The sequence below is a fragment of the Microbacterium sp. NPDC007973 genome, assembly GCF_042958465.1.
GTDB lineage: Bacteria > Actinomycetota > Actinomycetes > Actinomycetales > Microbacteriaceae > Microbacterium > Microbacterium galbum.
In genome coordinates, this window is record NZ_JBIBJJ010000001.1 from 25,294 (window position 1) to 40,314 (window position 15,021).

Genomic DNA, 15,021 nt, shown 5'->3' on the forward strand with positions numbered 1-15,021 from the left:
TGACCGCAAAAGGAGCACCAGCATGACCAGCGGACCTTCCGACACCGGCGAGATCACCCGCCGCCCCGGCACCGAGACCGCCGTCCTCGCGGGCGGCTGCTTCTGGGGCGTCGAAGACCTCATCCGTCGCCAGCCGGGCGTTCTCGACACGCGCGTCGGCTACACCGGCGGGCAGAACGACCACGCGACCTATCGCAACCACCCCGGCCACGCCGAGGCGGTCGAGATCGTCTTCGACCCCGCGAAGACCACGTACCGCGACATCCTGGCGTTCTTCTTCCAGATCCACGACCCGTCGACCCTGAACCGCCAGGGCAACGACATCGGTACGAGCTACCGCTCGGCGATCTTCCCGCTCTCGTCCGAGCAGGAGAAGGTCGCGCGCGACACGATCGCCGATGTCGACGCCTCGGGGATCTGGCCGGCGAAGGTGGTCACCACGATCGAGCCGGAGGCGCCCTTCTGGGAGGCCGAGCCCGAGCACCAGGACTACCTGATCCGCATCCCGAACGGCTACACGTGCCACTTCGTGCGCCCCGGCTGGGTGCTGCCCAAGCGCGAGGAAGCCTCCGCGTAACGAATCGAGAGGGCCCGGAGGCCACGGCATCCGGGCCCTTTCGCGTCCCCCGCGATGGCCTGCAGGCCGTCGAGCGTCAGGGACACGCCGCACGCCCTCACGCGATGCGGCGCGTTCCGGACACTCGAGGATCCGTCGCCGCGCGCGCAAGCCCGACGGCCGTGACGACGGCGCTTCGTAGGCTCTCGGCATGAGCGAGTACGACGTCATCGTGGTCGGTGCGGGCCTCGCGGGGCTGCGCGCGGCGACCCGCCTCGCCGAGGCCGGACGCGACGTCGTCGTGCTCGAGGCCGGGGACGCCGTGGGAGGGCGGGAGCGCACCGACGTCGTCGACGGGTTCCGCCTCGACCTCGGCTTCCACGTGCTGAACCCCGCCTATCCCGCGATCCGGCGTTGGGTCGACGTCGACGCGCTGGCGCTGCGGCGTTTCCCCGTGGCGGTCGGCGTGCGGCTCGACGACCGGGTGGCGCGGCTCGCGCACCCGCTGCGGCATCCGTCGTCGGTGGCCGAGACGCTGGCGAGCGGACTCGTGCGGCCGACGGATGTCCTCGCCCTGGCTCGGTGGGCGGGTCCGACCGTCCTGACCGCCCGGGCGGCGAAGACCGGCGACGACCGCGCTCTCGCCGAGGCGTGGGACCGGGCGGGCCTGCGCGGACCCCTGCGGGAGGCCGTGCTCGAACCCTTCCTGGCCGGCGTGCTCGCCGACGACCGGCAGGAGACCTCCGACGCGTTCGTCCGCCTGCTCATCCGCAGCTTCGCGCTCGGGCGCCCGGGCGTTCCCGCCGCGGGCATCGGCGCCCTCCCCGCGCAGCTCGCCGACGCCGCCCGGCGAGCGGGAGCCGGCATCCGCCTGTCGCACCGCGTGGTCTCGACCCGGCGGCGAGCGCACGGCTGGCACGTGGGCATCGAGGGTCAGGATGCCGTGACCGCCCGCGCCGTGATCCTCGCCACCGGTCTCGACCCGGCCGTGGACGTGCCGCTCCCCGCGCCGCGGGGCCTGCAGACGTGGTGGTTCGCCGCCGACGAGGCACCGACGACCGACGGCGCGCTGCGGGTTGACGGCCGTCGTCGCGGCCCGGTGGTGAACACCGCGGTGATGACGAACACCGCCCCGACCTACGCGCCGCGGGGGCAGCACCTCATCCAGGCGACGTGCGTGTTGCCCTCCGACGCGTCGGAGAGCGGCATCCGTCGCCAGCTCGCCGAGATCTGGGATGCCGACACCCGCCTCTGGCGCCTGCTGCGTCGCGACGACATCGCCCGAGCCCTCCCCGTGCAGGATCCACCGCTGCGACGGCGTCGTCCCGTGCGCCTCGGCGACGGCCGTTACGTCGCCGGGGATCACCGCGACACGGCGTCGATCCAGGGGGCGCTCGTGTCGGGTCAGCGGGCCGCGGAGGCGGTACGGGCCGACCTCGGGCGGTGAACCGGCGTGGCCCCGGTCAGCCGGGGCACGGTTCGACGTGGACGCTGCGTCATCCCCGCTGAGCCAGCGTCTGCAGCGCTTCGCCGGTCACCCGGCGCGTCGTCCACTCCTCCATCGCCTCGGCGCCGAGGGCACGGTAGAAGCCGATGGCCGGCTCGTTCCAGTCCAGCACCGTCCATTCCAGGCGCGAATACCCGCGCCGCACGCACTCTTCGGCGAGCGCCGAGAGCAGAGCGACCCCGTAGCCGTGCGAGCGGTACTGCTCGTGCACGTAGAGGTCCTCGAGCCAGATGCCGTGCCTGCCCGTCCACGTGGAGTAGGTGAGGAACCAGATCGCGATAGCGCGGACATCGTCGTCGGGGCCCGCCACGACGAACGCGAACGCGCGCGGCTCGTCGCCGAACAGCGTCGCGGTGATCATCGCGGCGGTGTTCTCGACGGCATCCGGCTCCTTCTCGTAGTCGGCGAGGGCCTGGATGCAGGCGAGGATGCCGTCCTCGTCACCGGGTCGCGCACGGCGCAGCACGGCGTCGTCGGGGAATGCGGTCATGCGTGAGCCTCCCAGCTCTCGAGGGCGACGCGGCGGAAGTTCCCGCCGAGCACCGCGGCGATGTCGGCGTCGGCCCAGCCGCGCGCCGCGAGGGCGCCGCCGAGCCGAACGAAGGTCTCCGGCGGCATCCATTCGACCGGTCCCCACGCGGTGTAGCTGGCGTCGTAGAGCTCGGGGCTCGTCGCCAGCACGTCGCGGAAGGTCTCCCAGTCGAACGAGAAGTCCGTGCTGACGCCCACGTGCGCGATACCGACGACTCCGACGGCGTATTCGATGTGGCGCACCATCGCCTCGAGCGTCGGAGTGTTGGGCCCGAGGAAGATGCCGACGCCGGTCACGCCCACCACTCCCCCGGTGTCGGCGACGGCGCGGGCCTGATCGTCGGTGATGTTGCGCGGGTGATCCCACACGGCACGCAGGTTGGAGTGGCTGAAGACGACCGGTCGGGTCGACACCGCGCACATGTCGAAGGTGGTGCGCGCCCCCACGTGCGAGCCGTCGGGCACCATGCCGCGAACGTTCATCTCGGCGACGAGATCGCGACCCCACGCGGTGAGGCCGTCGTCGACCGCGTCGAGGCACCCGCCGCCGGCGGCGTTGGCGTGGTTGTAGACCGGCCCGAGGGTGCGCACTCCCAGGGCCGTGAGAGAGGCCACCGCGCCGAGGTCTCCCCCGAGGGGGGCGACGTCTTCGAGGTCGAACACCACCGCGGTGTCCCCGGCGGCGGCGATGCGGTCGACGTCCTCGATGGATGCCGCCAGCGCGAGCCCCTCGATCGCCTCGACTTGCGCACGGAAGGAGTGAAGGACGGATGCCGCGACCTCGGGGCCGTGCGGCGCGAAGCCGACGTTCAGCGACACCAGTCCGCCCCCGCCGCCGCGATAGCGGTGCAGCTCGGTCAGGTCGGCGGTCTCGACGAGCTCGGCGCACGCATGCTGGTCCCAGATCACGTCAGGCCCCCACCCGCGCGGCGAGCGCGGGGTCGAGCGCCTCGCGCTCGTCGAACACGAAGCAGTCGCCGCTCCAGTGCGCCGCGCCCTGCGCGTCGAACCACCCGAGGATGCCGCCGTCGAGCTGGTACGCCTCGACGCCCTCGTCCCGCAGGTACAGCGCCGCCTTCTCGCAGCGGATGCCGCCGGTGCAGAAGCTCACGACCGTCTTGCCGACGAGCTCGTCGCGGTGCGCGCTCGCGGCAGCCGGGAACTGGGTGAACCGGTCGATGCGCCAGTCCAGCGCCCCGGCGAAGGTGCCGTGGTCGACCTCGAAAGCGTTGCGCGTGTCGACGAGCACCACCTCGCGTCCGTCGTCGTCGCTGCCACGGTCGAGCCACCGGCGCAGGGTCTCCGGGCTCACGGCGGGTGCCCGGCCGTCCTGCGGGCGCACCTCGGGGCGATCCATGCGGATGATCTCGCGCTTCACCTTCACCCGCAGCGCGCCGAAGGGCACGGCATCCGACCAGCTCTCCTTCGTCTGCAGGGCCGCGAAACGCGCATCGGTCCGGAGATCGTCGACGAAACCGCGCACCTCGTCGGCGGACCCCGCCAGGAAGAGGTTGATCCCCTCCTCGGCCAGCAGGATCGTCCCGCGCAGCCCCCGCGCCCCGGCCTGCTCGCGCAGTGCCTCCCGGAGGGCTGCCGGGTCGTCGAGCGGCGTGAACAGGTACGCCGACACGTTCAGGGTGGATGCGGATGCCATGACCTCCACCCTACGAAAGCCCGCACGTGCGCGTGTCATCGTGCGACGCCGGCGTCAAGCCGGGAAACGCCCCGCGTCGATCGCCTAGCGTGGGAGGACTCGTCCCCGGGAGGAAGCGTGCCCCTTGGCCCCGTGCCGTCGACCGTGACCGTCTCCGTGGTCATCCCCGTCCGCGACGACTCCGCGCACCTCCGGCGGTGCCTGGGAGCGCTCGCCGCGCAGACCCTCGCCCCCGACGAGATCGTCGTCGTCGACAACGACTCCCGCGACGACAGCGCCGCCGTCGCGCGCGGCGCGGGGGCGCGCGTGGTCTTCTGCGGCGAGCGCGGCATCCCTGCCGCTGCGGCCGCGGGCTACGACGCCGCGCGGGGCGACCTCATCCTCCGGCTCGACGCCGACAGCATCCCCGAAGCGACCTGGGTGGCGAGCATGGTCGAGGCGCTGAACGACACGGGCGTGGATGCCGTCACCGGCGGTGCCGTGTTCCATGACGGCCCGGCTGCCGGGCGCGTGGCGATGGCCCGGGCCTTCCTCGGCACCTACACCGCCTTCGCCGTTCCCGCCCTCGGTCACGCGCCCCTCTGGGGGTCGAACATGGCGTTCCGGCGGCGGGCGTGGGAGGACGTGCGAGCCGAGGTGCACCTCGACCCCGAGCTGCACGACGACCTCGACTTGGCGTACCACCTCGGCGAGCGGCACCGCATCCGCCACGTCTCGGGGCATCACATGCGCGTGTCGTCGCGGACCGTCGAGCCGGGGCGGTTCGCGCGGTGCTTCCGCCGCGGCGCGGGCACGGTGTTCGCGCACTGGCCGCGGGACTTCCCGGTCGCCCGGTGGGTGCGGGTGGCCCGCCGGCGTGCCGTGCGACCTCTGCCTGAGGGGGCGCGCTGATGGCCGGCATCCTGTTCCCCGACGTCGAGGCTCCCGACCTGCACGTGATGAGCTTCAACATCCGCCGACGCTTCGACCGCATCACCTGGCCGCCCGCCGACCGCTGGCCGATGCGCAAGCAGCGGTTGCGCACGTTCCTCGGCGCGAACCGTCCGCACCTCCTCGGCTCGCAGGAGGCGATGCCCGACCAGGCGCAGTGGGTGCAGGACTCCCTGGGCTCGAGCTACGGGCGCCTCGGTCTCGGGCGCGGCAAGGACCGCGGCGGCGAGGGCACTCCCCTGTTCTACGACCGCGACCGCATCGGGGTGGAGGATTGGCGCCAGGTCGCCCTCTCCGACACCCCCGAGGTGCCCGGATCGACCGGGTGGGGCAACACGATCCCGCGTATCGCCGTGATCGCGCAGCTGCGCGACCTCGCCACCGGCGCGGGCTTCACCTTCGTCAACACCCACTTCGACGCCTTCTCGCGGCGCGCGCGGCGGCGGTCGGCGGCCTGGCTGCACGACCTGGTCGCCGCCGAGGCGGGACCGTTGCTGTTCACGGCCGACGTGAACGCCCACGTGCGCTCGGGCGAGCTCGCCGGCATGTTCGCCGACGGACTGCTCGTCGACACCTGGTCGTACGCCCCCGCGCGGCGGTCGGCCGAGTGGGGCACGTTCAACAACTACGCGACCCCGCGGGTCGGCGCTCGGCGCATCGACGCGCTGCTGGCCACCCCCGAGGTCGGGGTGCGCGCCGTGGGCATCGACCCCCGCCCCACCGGGACGCAGTGGCCGAGCGACCACCTCCCCGTGCAGGCCGTGGTGCGCATCCCCGTCGGGAGCACACGGTGACCGCTCACCGCGCGCCGTCCGAAGAGCAGCGGATGCCGCTGCTCTCGGCGATGTACGCCAACCTCAAGCGCCCGCCGCGCAGCGTCACCGACTGGCTCGCCGACGCGGTGCGCGCGGCGGCGATCGTGATCGTGATCGTCTCGCTGTTCGCCCTGCCGTTCACGGACTTCGCCGTGCTGTCGATGTCGCTGCCGGCGGTGATGCTGTCGCGCATGATCGGCCTGCGCTCCGGACTCGACCTCGTCACGTGCGTCACCGTGTTCGTCGCGGCCGGCAGCAACGTCATCGACCTGTACCGTGCGTGGACGGGATGGGATCTGATCGTCCACGCCGTGTGCACGGGAGTGCTGGCCGCCGTCGCGCTCGTGCTCCTCGACGACGCTCGGGTGATCGAGCCGACCGGCCGACGCCGAACGCCGATCCTCGTCGCCACGACGGCGGGGCTCGCGCTCAGCGCCGTGTGGGAGATGGTCGAGTGGTTCGGCTACCGCTTCATCACCGACGCCATCTTCGTCACGTACGACGACACCATCGGCGACATGATCGCGGGGGGCGCGGGAGCGCTGATCGCCGGAGTGCTGGCCTCCCGCTGGCGCCTCACGCGCACGGATCGCGCCGCTCTCTGACGCCCCGCCCCGGCGGGACCGCACGGACGCCAACGCGCCGGCCCCCGAGGGGACCGGCGCGTTCGCCGTCGACGGTACCGACTCAGATGGTGCCGGCGACGTCCGTTCCCACGAGGTCGCCGTCGGGGTTCGGCTCGCTCAGCTGCTCGCCGGGAGCGGTCGAGTCCTCGAGCGGCGGAAGGCCCGCCTCGACGCGCGATCCGGTCTCGGCATCCACGTTCTTCCAGTACTGCACGGCACGATCGCGGACGTCCTTGCGGGTCACTCCCCCGACGTGCCCGACAATCGTCTCGACAAGGCGGTCGCGCTCCTCGGCCGACATGACTTCGCGCACGAGGGCACCCGCCTGACCCCAGTCGTCGTCCTCGGGGTGCAGCGTCGCCGCCGACCGCACGAGTTCGCCGTCGCTGTGCCAGCCGCCGTCGCCGGCGCGTCGCGGGTCGGCCGCGGGTCCGCCCACCGAGTTCGGCGCGTAGACGGGCACCTCGGGCGGGTTGTACTCGTAGCGCATCGCGCCCTCCTTCGAGTACGAATGCACCTCGGTGTGCGGACGGTTCACCGGCAGCTGCTGGTAGTTGGTGCCGACGCGGTAGCGGTGCGCGTCGGCGTAGCTGAAGATGCGCGCCTGCAGCATCTTGTCGGGGCTGCCGTCGATGCCGGGCACGAAGTTCGACGGCTCGAAGGCCGCCTGCTCGATCTCGGCGAAGTAGTTGCCCGGGTTGCGGTTCAGCTCCATCGTGCCGACCTCGATCTCGGGGTAGTCGCTGTGCGGCCACACCTTGGTCAGGTCGAACGGGTTGAAGCGGTAGGTCTTGGCATCCTCGTAGGGCATGATCTGCACCTTCAGCGTCCACGTGGGGAACTCGCCCCGCTCGATCGCCGCGTACAGGTCGCGGATGTGGAAGTCGGCGTCCTGGCCCGCGATCTGATCCGCCTCGTCTTGCGTGAGCGTCTTGTGGCCGAGGTCGGTGTGGAAGTGGTACTTCACCCAGAACCGTTCGCCGTCGGCATTGATCCACTGGTAGGTGTGCGAGCCGTAGCCGTTCATGTGCCGCCAGGACGCCGGGATGCCGCGGTCGCCCATGAGCCACGTGACCTGGTGGGCGCTCTCGGGTGAGAGCGTCCAGAAATCCCACTGCATGGTGTTGTCGCGCAGGTGGCTGCCGGGGAGGCGCTTCTGCGACCGGATGAAGTCGGGGAACTTGATGCCGTCCTTGACGAAGAAGACGGGGGTGTTGTTGCCGACGAGGTCGTAATTGCCCTCGGTCGTGTAGAACTTCAGCGAGAAACCGCGGGGGTCGCGCCACGTGTCGGGGCTGCCCTGCTCGCCGGCGACCGACGAGAAGCGCGCCAGCATCTCGGTCTCGACGCCGGGCTGGAACAACGCAGCCCGGGTGTAGGCCGAGACGTCGCCGGTCGTGCGGAAGGTGCCGAACGCTCCGCCGCCCTTTGCGTGCACGACGCGCTCGGGGACACGCTCGCGATTGAACTGCGCGAGCTTCTCGATCAGGTAGTGGTCGGTCAGCGCGATCGAGCCATCGGCTCCGACGCTCTGCGAATGCTCGTCACTGGCGACGGGTGCGCCGCCGTTCGTGGTGGTCGGCTCGGTCATGGCTCTCCTCACGTCGTGGGCCGCGAAACGAAAGGCCCACGCCGACGCTACGCACCCCCTCCGACATCGAGGGGGTGTTGCGCTTCGCGCGCGAAGCACCTACTGTCCGGGGGCTGTCAATCCCCCGCGGACGTCGCCGCGGCCTCGAAACCATGGCCCCACACGAACCGAAGGGACATGACATGTCGAAGGATCTGTCGAAGGGCGATCGCGTCAGCTGGGACACCCCGCAGGGCAAGACCCAGGGCGAGGTCGTCGAGAAGAAGACGAAGGACTTCCAGCACGACGGCCAGAAGTTCACGGCGTCCGAGGACGACCCGGCCTACATCGTGAAGTCGGAGAAGTCGGGCTCGACCGCGGCGCACAAGGGCTCGTCGCTGAACAAGCTCAAGAGCTGATCGCGCGGTCGCGACGGCGGGCTCAGCGACCACCCCGGTCCTGAGCCCGCCGAAGGGCCGCGGCAGAGGTCCCTGAGCCTGTCGAAGGGACCGGGCCCGACACGGCACCCGGTGGCTCCGACAGGCTCAGCCACCTCCGCTCCGCGAGCCCGTCGAGGACCGGCACCCCTCGCTACTGCTTCGCGTCGCGCCGCTTCCTCATCTGCGCCAGCGCGAGCCCCAGCCGGTGGTTGCCGGCCAGCACGTCTTCGTGCCGCTCGAGGAAGTCCCAGTACGCCTCGGTGAACGCCGAGTCCTTGGCATCCTGCGCCGACGGCCACCACGAGCCCATCTTCTGCAGGTACGCCCCGCCCGAGACGTAGGGCTTGGTGGCGACGAACCCGCCGTCGGCGAATTGGCTCATGCCCATGACGTTGGGCACCATCACCCAGTCGTACGCGTCAACGAACAGCGCGAGGAACCACGCGTTCACCTGCCGCGGCGCGTAGCCTTGGAGCAGGAACCAGTTGCCCAGCACCATCAGCCGCTCGATGTGGTGCGCATACCCCCACCGGTGCACGCGCTCCAGCACCGTGCGCACCGGGATCGGCAGGTCCTTCGGCATCCGCTCCCCCGAATACCAGTACTTCTGGATCCGCTGCTCGAGGTGCAGCGCGTTCACGTGCTCGAGCTTCGGGTGTGCCCGGTACATGCCGCGCATGTACTCGCGCCATCCGATCACCTGGCGGATGAACCCCTCGACGGATGCCAACGGGGCGTCCGTGCGGGTGGCTGCGGCGACCACCTCCTCGACCGTCAGAAGCCCGATGTTCAGCATCGGCGAGATGATCGCGTGGAAGAGGAACGGCTCGTCGGCCTTCATCGCGTCCTCGTAGCGGCCGAAGTCGTGCAGTCGCTCGGCGACGAAGACGTCGAGCCAGTCGCGGGAGTCCTCGGGCGTCACGGGGAGCCAGAACTCCTCCGCCGCGCCCGGGTGCTCGGGGAAGAGTTCGTCGACCTCCGCGATCACCGCGCGGGTGAGCTCGTCATGCTCGAGTTGCGGCAGGGGCGGGATCTCGACGCCCTTCTTCGGCAGGGCCTTACGGTTGTCGGCATCGAAGTTCCAGCGACGCCCCGCGGGCTTCCCGCCGTCCATCAGGATGCCGGTGCGCCGGCGCTGCCAGTGGTAGAAGTCCTCCATGAGCGGCGTGGGGTGTTCCGCGAACCAGCCGTCCACGTCCTCCTCGGGCGTGAGGAAGAGCCCGTCCGGGAGCACGTCCGTGTCGACGTCGTGGTCGGCGCAGATCCGCGCGATGCGCTCGTCGACGGGACGGTTCGGGTCGCTCATCCAGGTCAACCGCGACACGTGGTGCTTCTTCAGCAGGCGTTCGAGGCCCGCCTTGAACGTCAGGTCATCGTCGAGGGTGATGCGCCGCACGGTCCGGCCCTCGGCCTCCAGCCGCGCCGCGGTGTGCCGCATGGCCGACACCAGCAGCACGATCTTGTGCCGGTGGTACGGCAGCTTCGCGAACCGCGGTGCCGACTCGATGAAGAAGAACTCCTCGACCTCGTCGTCGACGTACGCCGGGTGCTCGGCGAACTGCTGGGTCGCCAGGATCAGCGCGGCCTTCATGCGCTGCGCCTCTGAGCTGCGGCCTTCGACCGGCATCCGCGCGAGCAGTACAGCACCTGGTCCCACTGATCGCGTCCGCTCCAGCGCTTGCGGTCGCTGAACGGGCGGCCGCAATACGCGCAGGGCTTGGAACGCACTTCGGGTCGTGACATGCCGTCATCGTCGCAAAGCGCCGGGGCCCGACTCGGGGGCTTGCGCTCTCACGATGAACCGTTGCGCGCAAGGCCCGTGCGCCTGGATCGGACGAGTGGTCGGGTGCCGTCATGGACACCTTCGCCGAACGCACCCCCGACACCGCCGACGAGCCCGACGAGCTCGAGACCGCCGACGCTCCGTCGGTTCCCACGACCGACGACGACGACACCCCCGTCGACAACCCCTCCGGCGGCTGAGGCCGCCTCTCCCCGCACCCGCGGGTCGGGGCGGTGCCGGTGGATCGGCACCGCCCCGGTCGGGTCGTCAGTCGGTCAGGTCGAACGTCTCGTTCTCGCCGCCGCGCGGGCGGTCACCCGTCACCTTCGACGTCACGAGCGCGATCGCCGTCGCGATGCGCCCACCCGCGCTGCCCCAGTACTCCCCCGTCAAGGTCGAGACCTTCAGCAGCGTCACGCCCGGCGCTTCGGGGCCGTCCGGGAACCACGCCTCGACGCTCGTCGACCACAGCTCCTTGAGCTTGGCGAGGTCGTCGACGACCTCGGCCTCCCCCGCGAGCGACAGCCACGTGCCGTCGGTGCTGAACGACAACCCCACCTTCGGGTCCCGACGCACGTGCTCGACGGCGGAGGCGTGCGTCCCGACGATGAACCAGAGGTCTCCGTCGGACTCGGTCTCCTGCACGGTGAGAGGGTGAGCGTGCAGGTCGCCGTTCTCGGCCCGCGTGGTGACCATGGCGAAGCGGAACTTCTTCAGCAGTTCGTTGAGCTTCTCCAGCTCGGAAACAGTGGATGACATGACTCTCCCTCGATCGTGGAGGTCCCAGCCCAGCGGTTCGATCCTCGACGCGCTACGTGTTGACGGCAGGCGCACCGTCTGCTCTCGGAGGGGCGAGGCGGTCGAGCTCGGCCAGAGCCTCGCGCGCCCGCGACAGCCGCGCCGCGACCTCGTCGTCCCACCAGGTCGGCCCCCGTTCGCCCAAGCCGGCCTTGGCCAGCCCCACGCGACGGCGGGCGTCGGCCGTGGCGTCGTCATCGCCGTCGCGTTTCGCCACGCGCACCGCGGCACGCGCCCTCCCCAGGTGGGAGCGCAGGGCCGCAGCGAGATCCTCCGGAAGCGACGGGTCCGTCCGACGCCACCGCCTGCCGTCGATGACCAGCCAGCGCTCGTCGTCGGACGCGGCCGGATCGGTGGATGCCATGCCCCCAGTGCAGCGCACCGCGCCGGCCGCCGAAACTTCCCGGGCGCCGTTCGGGCATCCGTGCTAGCGTGAAGGTATTCGTTCTGGGACTTGCTTCATCGACGCCCGCCTCATCGCTGAGATGCCGGGCGCACGGCGCCGAGCCGTTTCCGACAGCACTCCCTCCCTCACCCATCGCGTGCCTCGCTCGACGGCCTCGGTCCTCGCGTCGCACTCGCGGAAAGTTCCCGTGTCTCTGCTTCACCCCTCGCCACTGTCGTGGCGCCAGGCCGACCTCGACGTCTACGTCGCGACGGCCGGATCCGACTACGCCGGTTTCGTCGGCGCGGCCACCTCGGGCTACGAAGCCCAAGGTCCGCTCGGCGAGAACCTCGGCGTCCATGCGTCCGTCGGCGCGGCTCAGGCCGCGGTCGATGGGCACCGCGTCCGCGTCACCGATTCGGTGCCGCGGCGTCCCCGTCCGCTCCGCACGCGTCGGAGCGGCACCCACGGCCGCACCTGCGGCCCAACATGAATAAAGGAAGAACACGATGGCCACTGGCACCGTGAAATGGTTCAACTCCGAAAAGGGCTACGGCTTCATCGCTCCCGATGACGGCTCGGCCGACCTGTTCGCGCACTTCAGCGCGATCCAGGGCAACGGCTTCAAGGAGCTCACCGAGGCCCAGAAGGTCGAGTTCGACGCTGAGCAGGGCCCCAAGGGCATGCAGGCGGCGAACATCCGCCCCCTCTGAGCTCCGCTCCTCCGCGCGAAAGCCGGGCGCGTCGCCGACGCGACGCCCCGGCTTTCGTCGTTCCCGGGCAAGCGGTGGCCCGGCCGTCACGGGCGCACTCGCACGCGCGGATGTTTCCGTTTCCCGTGAGGCTCCTGCACATGTGGATGTATTCCGGGGCCTTTATACGGCGACCCGTAATGTGAACCACGGGTCGGGAAGCCGTCGGCCCGACTCCCGCAGAACGCACACCCGAGGAGCAGCAGATCGCTACCCCCGTCGCCGAGTCCCGCCTCGGCCCCGTACGTCAGACCTATTCCGGAACCAAGGAATTCCCCCCGATCACCAAGGCCTACACGGAGCTGTCGCAGGTCGTCCGCGAGAGCGGGCTGCTCGTCCGCACCCCGCGGTTCTACGCGGGTGTCGCCGCGGCGATCGTGCTCGGTTTCGCCGGGTGCATCACCGGGTTCATCCTCCTCGGCGACAGCTGGTTCCAGCTCATCATCGCCGCGGTCCTCGGCATCCTGTTCACGCAGGTCGCCTTCCTCGCGCACGAGGCCGCCCACCGGCAGATCTTCGCCTCCGGCCCCGCCAACGACCGCCTCGGCCTCTTCATCGGCAACGGCATCGTCGGCATGAGCCGCTCGTGGTGGGCATCGAAGCACACCCGGCATCACGCCAACCCGAACCGCGTCGGCAAAGACCCCGACATCGAGATCGACACGATCTCGTTCCTCGACGTCGACGCCGCCAAGGCGCGCGGCGTGCAGCGCTGGATCACGCAGCGCCAGGGCTATCTCTTCTTCCCGCTGCTGGCCTTCGAGGGCATCAATCTCTACGTCCTGGCGCTCCGCCACCTGCTCTCGCGCGGCGAGAACAAGGACCGCTGGAAGGAGCTCGGCCTGCTCGCCCTGCGCCACACGATCTTCATCGCCCCGATCTTCGTCTTCCTGCCGGTGGGCCTCGCGTTCGCGTTCTTCGGCGTCTCGGTCGCCGTATTCGGCATCTACATGGGCGCGTCCTTCGCGCCCAACCACAAGGGGATGCCGGTCATCGAGCCCGGCGCGAAGCTCGACTTCTTCAGCAAGCAGGTGCGCACCTCGCGCAACGTCTCTGGCGGCTGGTGGGCCACGTGGCTCATGGGCGGCCTCAACTACCAGATCGAGCACCACCTGTTCCCGAACATGCCGCGCCCGCACCTCAGCCGCGCCCGCGTCATCGTGCGCGAGCACTGCGCGACGCTGGACGTGCCCTACGTCGAGACGACGCTGTTCCAGTCCTACGGGATCGTCATCCGCTACCTCAACCGGGTGGGCCTCGCTGCCCGCGACCCGTTCGAATGCCCGATGACCTCGGCGGCGCGCCACCTCAACGCGGAGTGATCCCCGTCGAACGACGGCGCCGTGTCCTCCAGGGCGCGGCGCCGTCGTGATCCGCGGCCGGGCTTGTTCGAGAGCGCGGTGAGCGAGGGCGGTGAGAAGGCCAACCCCTCGACGCACGCGGGTGCACCTTCGGGCGGGCGCCGTCACCCGCGCGCATCCGCGAGCGGCGGCGGACACTCGCCGCCGTCCGTCGTCGCCCGTTCGAAATGCCACCTCTCGTTCGCATAGGTCTGGCAGAGGCCCCATTCGCGGCCGTGCTCGATGATCCACAGCTGGGCGTCCAGCGATCCGATGTCGACCGCGTGCCCGGTCACGTGGCTGGACTGCTCGGGAGTCGCGACGAATTCGCGAGCCACCTCCTCGCTGCCGTAGGTGCGGATCGCCTCCTGCAGGAGCCAGCGCTGATAGGCCTCACTTCGCCATCCGCTGGTGATGTCGAACGAGATCCCGTCGTCGTCGGCCACCTCCGCCGCGGCCCGCAACGCCTCGAGAAGCTCGGCGTCGAGGCGTCCCACTGCCGGACGCCCGTCATCGGCCGGCGTCAGCCGCTCGGCATCCGGGATCATGCCGTCGGCCTCGGTCGGCGGGAACGGAACCGCAGCGCTGATCCCGGCGACGAACGACGACGCGGTCATCGACGACAGGACGACGAGGGCGACGATGAGCACGACGATCGCCCCGCCGGCGCCGACGAGCAGCACGAGGAGGCGACGACGGACGGGGCGTGGAGACCGGGACGAACGCATGCCGCCAGTCGATCGCGACGACCGTTGCCGGGGCGTATGCCGCCGGGCATACGACGGCGATAGTCCCGTCCGGACCGGTCACGGTCAGTCGCGCGAGACCTCGTGCAGGAGGACATCGCGGACGGCGCCGTCCGACAGCGTCGCCGTCATGACCGTGCACGCCGGTTGGCGGCGCCGATCGGTGGGCGAGCCGGGGTTGAGCAGCCGCAGTCCCGCGGGGGTCAGCGAGTCCCACGGGATATGGCTGTGCCCGAACACGAGTACGTCCGTGTCGGGGTAGGCGGCATCCATCCGCTTCTCCCGCCCCGCGGCGGCGCCCGTCTCGTGCACCACGGCGAGGCGCACCCCGTCGATCTCGGCACGGGCCACCTCGGGCAGGCGCGTCCGCAGGCCGTCCCCGTCGTTGTTGCCCCAGACCCCCAGCACGGGTCCGATCGCCGACAGATCGTCGAGCACGCTCTCCTCGACCCAGTCGCCGGCGTGCACGATGAGATCGGCCCGGGATGCCATCCGCCGCACCGCCGTGGGGAGAGCCCGGGCCCTCTTCGGCACGTGCGTGTCGGCGAGGAGCAGAAGTCGCGTCGGCATGCGTCCACGCTACCGACG

Annotated in this window: 20 protein-coding genes; 10 read left to right on the plus strand and 10 right to left on the minus strand. The window is 70.8% G+C overall.

Features of this window, described 5'->3' with window-relative positions; all coding sequences use genetic code 11:
- The first annotated feature begins 22 nt into the window (after positions 1-22).
- Positions 23-577, plus strand: a complete 555-nt coding sequence (gene msrA / locus ACFZA2_RS00130; RefSeq protein ID WP_315992919.1) for a peptide-methionine (S)-S-oxide reductase MsrA — start codon at positions 23-25, stop codon at positions 575-577.
- A 190-nt stretch (positions 578-767) separates the two neighbouring features.
- Positions 768-2,003: an NAD(P)/FAD-dependent oxidoreductase gene (locus tag ACFZA2_RS00135; RefSeq protein ID WP_391399065.1), complete on the plus strand. Its 1,236-nt coding sequence runs from the start codon at positions 768-770 to the stop codon at positions 2,001-2,003.
- 49 nt (positions 2,004-2,052) lie between these two features.
- Here the strand turns inward: ACFZA2_RS00135 and ACFZA2_RS00140 are convergent, their stop codons facing one another.
- The 3 genes from ACFZA2_RS00140 to ACFZA2_RS00150 are packed head-to-tail and all read right to left on the minus strand — an operon-like array spanning position 2,053 to position 4,248.
- Positions 2,053-2,553: a GNAT family N-acetyltransferase gene (locus tag ACFZA2_RS00140; protein WP_391399069.1), complete on the minus strand. Its 501-nt coding sequence runs from the start codon at positions 2,551-2,553 to the stop codon at positions 2,053-2,055.
- Positions 2,550-3,503, minus strand: coding sequence for a dipeptidase (locus ACFZA2_RS00145; protein ID WP_391399073.1), 954 nt, complete (start codon positions 3,501-3,503; stop codon positions 2,550-2,552). The genes ACFZA2_RS00140 and ACFZA2_RS00145 overlap by 4 nt, the downstream gene beginning before the upstream one ends.
- A gap of 1 nt (position 3,504) precedes the next feature.
- The gene (locus ACFZA2_RS00150; protein WP_391399075.1) at positions 3,505-4,248 is read right to left on the minus strand and encodes a sulfurtransferase; all 744 of its coding nucleotides are present in this window, start codon (positions 4,246-4,248) and stop codon (positions 3,505-3,507) included.
- Positions 4,249-4,365: 117 nt separating this feature from the next.
- Here ACFZA2_RS00150 and ACFZA2_RS00155 point away from each other — a divergent pair, with 117 nt between their 5' ends.
- Genes ACFZA2_RS00155 through ACFZA2_RS00165 form a run of 3 tightly spaced genes read left to right on the plus strand, consistent with a single transcriptional unit; the run spans position 4,366 to position 6,598 of the window.
- Positions 4,366-5,139 (plus strand): glycosyltransferase family 2 protein, encoded by a 774-nt coding sequence (locus ACFZA2_RS00155; protein WP_391399078.1) that lies wholly within the window; start codon positions 4,366-4,368, stop codon positions 5,137-5,139.
- Entirely contained in the window at positions 5,139-5,972 is an 834-nt protein-coding gene (locus tag ACFZA2_RS00160) for an endonuclease/exonuclease/phosphatase family protein (protein WP_391399081.1), read from the plus strand. Before ACFZA2_RS00155 ends, ACFZA2_RS00160 begins: the two co-directional genes overlap by 1 nt.
- Positions 5,969-6,598, plus strand: coding sequence for a hypothetical protein (locus tag ACFZA2_RS00165; protein WP_391399084.1), 630 nt, complete (start codon positions 5,969-5,971; stop codon positions 6,596-6,598). The genes ACFZA2_RS00160 and ACFZA2_RS00165 overlap by 4 nt, the downstream gene beginning before the upstream one ends.
- Before the next feature lie 82 nt (positions 6,599-6,680).
- On the opposite strand, the gene ACFZA2_RS00170 is transcribed toward ACFZA2_RS00165, so the two are convergent.
- Positions 6,681-8,210: a catalase gene (locus ACFZA2_RS00170; protein WP_391399087.1), complete on the minus strand. Its 1,530-nt coding sequence runs from the start codon at positions 8,208-8,210 to the stop codon at positions 6,681-6,683.
- A 182-nt stretch (positions 8,211-8,392) separates the two neighbouring features.
- On the opposite strand from ACFZA2_RS00170, the gene ACFZA2_RS00175 reads away from it, so the two are divergent.
- Positions 8,393-8,608: a DUF2945 domain-containing protein gene (locus ACFZA2_RS00175; protein ID WP_315992928.1), complete on the plus strand. Its 216-nt coding sequence runs from the start codon at positions 8,393-8,395 to the stop codon at positions 8,606-8,608.
- A gap of 172 nt (positions 8,609-8,780) precedes the next feature.
- On the opposite strand, the gene ACFZA2_RS00180 is transcribed toward ACFZA2_RS00175, so the two are convergent.
- Together ACFZA2_RS00180 and ACFZA2_RS00185 are read right to left on the minus strand one after the other, a co-directional pair.
- Positions 8,781-10,220, minus strand: coding sequence for a cryptochrome/photolyase family protein (locus tag ACFZA2_RS00180; RefSeq protein WP_391399091.1), 1,440 nt, complete (start codon positions 10,218-10,220; stop codon positions 8,781-8,783).
- On the minus strand, positions 10,217-10,372 hold the full coding sequence (locus ACFZA2_RS00185) for a DUF2256 domain-containing protein (protein WP_315992930.1): 156 nt from the start codon (positions 10,370-10,372) through the stop codon (positions 10,217-10,219). Before ACFZA2_RS00185 ends, ACFZA2_RS00180 begins: the two co-directional genes overlap by 4 nt.
- Before the next feature lie 111 nt (positions 10,373-10,483).
- Between ACFZA2_RS00185 and ACFZA2_RS00190 the strand changes: the two genes are divergently transcribed.
- Positions 10,484-10,612: a hypothetical protein gene (locus ACFZA2_RS00190; RefSeq protein ID WP_315992931.1), complete on the plus strand. Its 129-nt coding sequence runs from the start codon at positions 10,484-10,486 to the stop codon at positions 10,610-10,612.
- A 67-nt stretch (positions 10,613-10,679) separates the two neighbouring features.
- On the opposite strand, the gene ACFZA2_RS00195 is transcribed toward ACFZA2_RS00190, so the two are convergent.
- Positions 10,680-11,171: a pyridoxamine 5'-phosphate oxidase family protein gene (locus ACFZA2_RS00195; RefSeq protein ID WP_363392363.1), complete on the minus strand. Its 492-nt coding sequence runs from the start codon at positions 11,169-11,171 to the stop codon at positions 10,680-10,682.
- Positions 11,172-11,223: 52 nt separating this feature from the next.
- Complete coding sequence (locus ACFZA2_RS00200; protein WP_391399096.1) at positions 11,224-11,574, minus strand: biopolymer transporter Tol; 351 nt, start codon at positions 11,572-11,574, stop codon at positions 11,224-11,226.
- A gap of 229 nt (positions 11,575-11,803) precedes the next feature.
- Between ACFZA2_RS00200 and ACFZA2_RS00205 the strand changes: the two genes are divergently transcribed.
- From ACFZA2_RS00205 to ACFZA2_RS00215, 3 genes are all read left to right on the plus strand, one after another.
- Entirely contained in the window at positions 11,804-12,088 is a 285-nt protein-coding gene (locus ACFZA2_RS00205; RefSeq protein ID WP_391399099.1) for a hypothetical protein, read from the plus strand.
- 16 nt (positions 12,089-12,104) lie between these two features.
- Positions 12,105-12,308, plus strand: a complete 204-nt coding sequence (locus ACFZA2_RS00210) for a cold-shock protein (protein WP_013583139.1) — start codon at positions 12,105-12,107, stop codon at positions 12,306-12,308.
- A 245-nt stretch (positions 12,309-12,553) separates the two neighbouring features.
- Positions 12,554-13,669: a fatty acid desaturase family protein gene (locus ACFZA2_RS00215; protein ID WP_391401454.1), complete on the plus strand. Its 1,116-nt coding sequence runs from the start codon at positions 12,554-12,556 to the stop codon at positions 13,667-13,669.
- 143 nt (positions 13,670-13,812) lie between these two features.
- On the opposite strand, the gene ACFZA2_RS00220 is transcribed toward ACFZA2_RS00215, so the two are convergent.
- Positions 13,813-14,415, minus strand: coding sequence for a M15 family metallopeptidase (locus ACFZA2_RS00220; RefSeq protein WP_391399102.1), 603 nt, complete (start codon positions 14,413-14,415; stop codon positions 13,813-13,815).
- An 84-nt stretch (positions 14,416-14,499) separates the two neighbouring features.
- The gene (locus ACFZA2_RS00225; protein ID WP_315992936.1) at positions 14,500-15,003 is read right to left on the minus strand and encodes a metallophosphoesterase family protein; all 504 of its coding nucleotides are present in this window, start codon (positions 15,001-15,003) and stop codon (positions 14,500-14,502) included.
- Positions 15,004-15,021: the final 18 nt, after the last annotated feature.

Coding starts and splice junctions, on each gene's coding strand:
- ACFZA2_RS00160 (WP_391399081.1), top strand. CDS start 5,139: ATGGCCGGCATCCTGTTCCCCGACGTCGAGGCTCCCGACCTGCACGTG.
- ACFZA2_RS00170 (WP_391399087.1), bottom strand. CDS start 8,210: ATGACCGAGCCGACCACCACGAACGGCGGCGCACCCGTCGCCAGTGAC.
- ACFZA2_RS00135 (WP_391399065.1), top strand. CDS start 768: ATGAGCGAGTACGACGTCATCGTGGTCGGTGCGGGCCTCGCGGGGCTG.
- ACFZA2_RS00190 (WP_315992931.1), top strand. CDS start 10,484: ATGGACACCTTCGCCGAACGCACCCCCGACACCGCCGACGAGCCCGAC.
- ACFZA2_RS00225 (WP_315992936.1), bottom strand. CDS start 15,003: ATGCCGACGCGACTTCTGCTCCTCGCCGACACGCACGTGCCGAAGAGG.
- ACFZA2_RS00140 (WP_391399069.1), bottom strand. CDS start 2,553: ATGACCGCATTCCCCGACGACGCCGTGCTGCGCCGTGCGCGACCCGGT.
- msrA (WP_315992919.1), top strand. CDS start 23: ATGACCAGCGGACCTTCCGACACCGGCGAGATCACCCGCCGCCCCGGC.
- ACFZA2_RS00195 (WP_363392363.1), bottom strand. CDS start 11,171: ATGTCATCCACTGTTTCCGAGCTGGAGAAGCTCAACGAACTGCTGAAG.
- ACFZA2_RS00220 (WP_391399102.1), bottom strand. CDS start 14,415: ATGCGTTCGTCCCGGTCTCCACGCCCCGTCCGTCGTCGCCTCCTCGTG.
- ACFZA2_RS00175 (WP_315992928.1), top strand. CDS start 8,393: ATGTCGAAGGATCTGTCGAAGGGCGATCGCGTCAGCTGGGACACCCCG.
- ACFZA2_RS00210 (WP_013583139.1), top strand. CDS start 12,105: ATGGCCACTGGCACCGTGAAATGGTTCAACTCCGAAAAGGGCTACGGC.
- ACFZA2_RS00180 (WP_391399091.1), bottom strand. CDS start 10,220: ATGAAGGCCGCGCTGATCCTGGCGACCCAGCAGTTCGCCGAGCACCCG.
- ACFZA2_RS00150 (WP_391399075.1), bottom strand. CDS start 4,248: ATGGCATCCGCATCCACCCTGAACGTGTCGGCGTACCTGTTCACGCCG.
- ACFZA2_RS00200 (WP_391399096.1), bottom strand. CDS start 11,574: ATGGCATCCACCGATCCGGCCGCGTCCGACGACGAGCGCTGGCTGGTC.
- ACFZA2_RS00185 (WP_315992930.1), bottom strand. CDS start 10,372: ATGTCACGACCCGAAGTGCGTTCCAAGCCCTGCGCGTATTGCGGCCGC.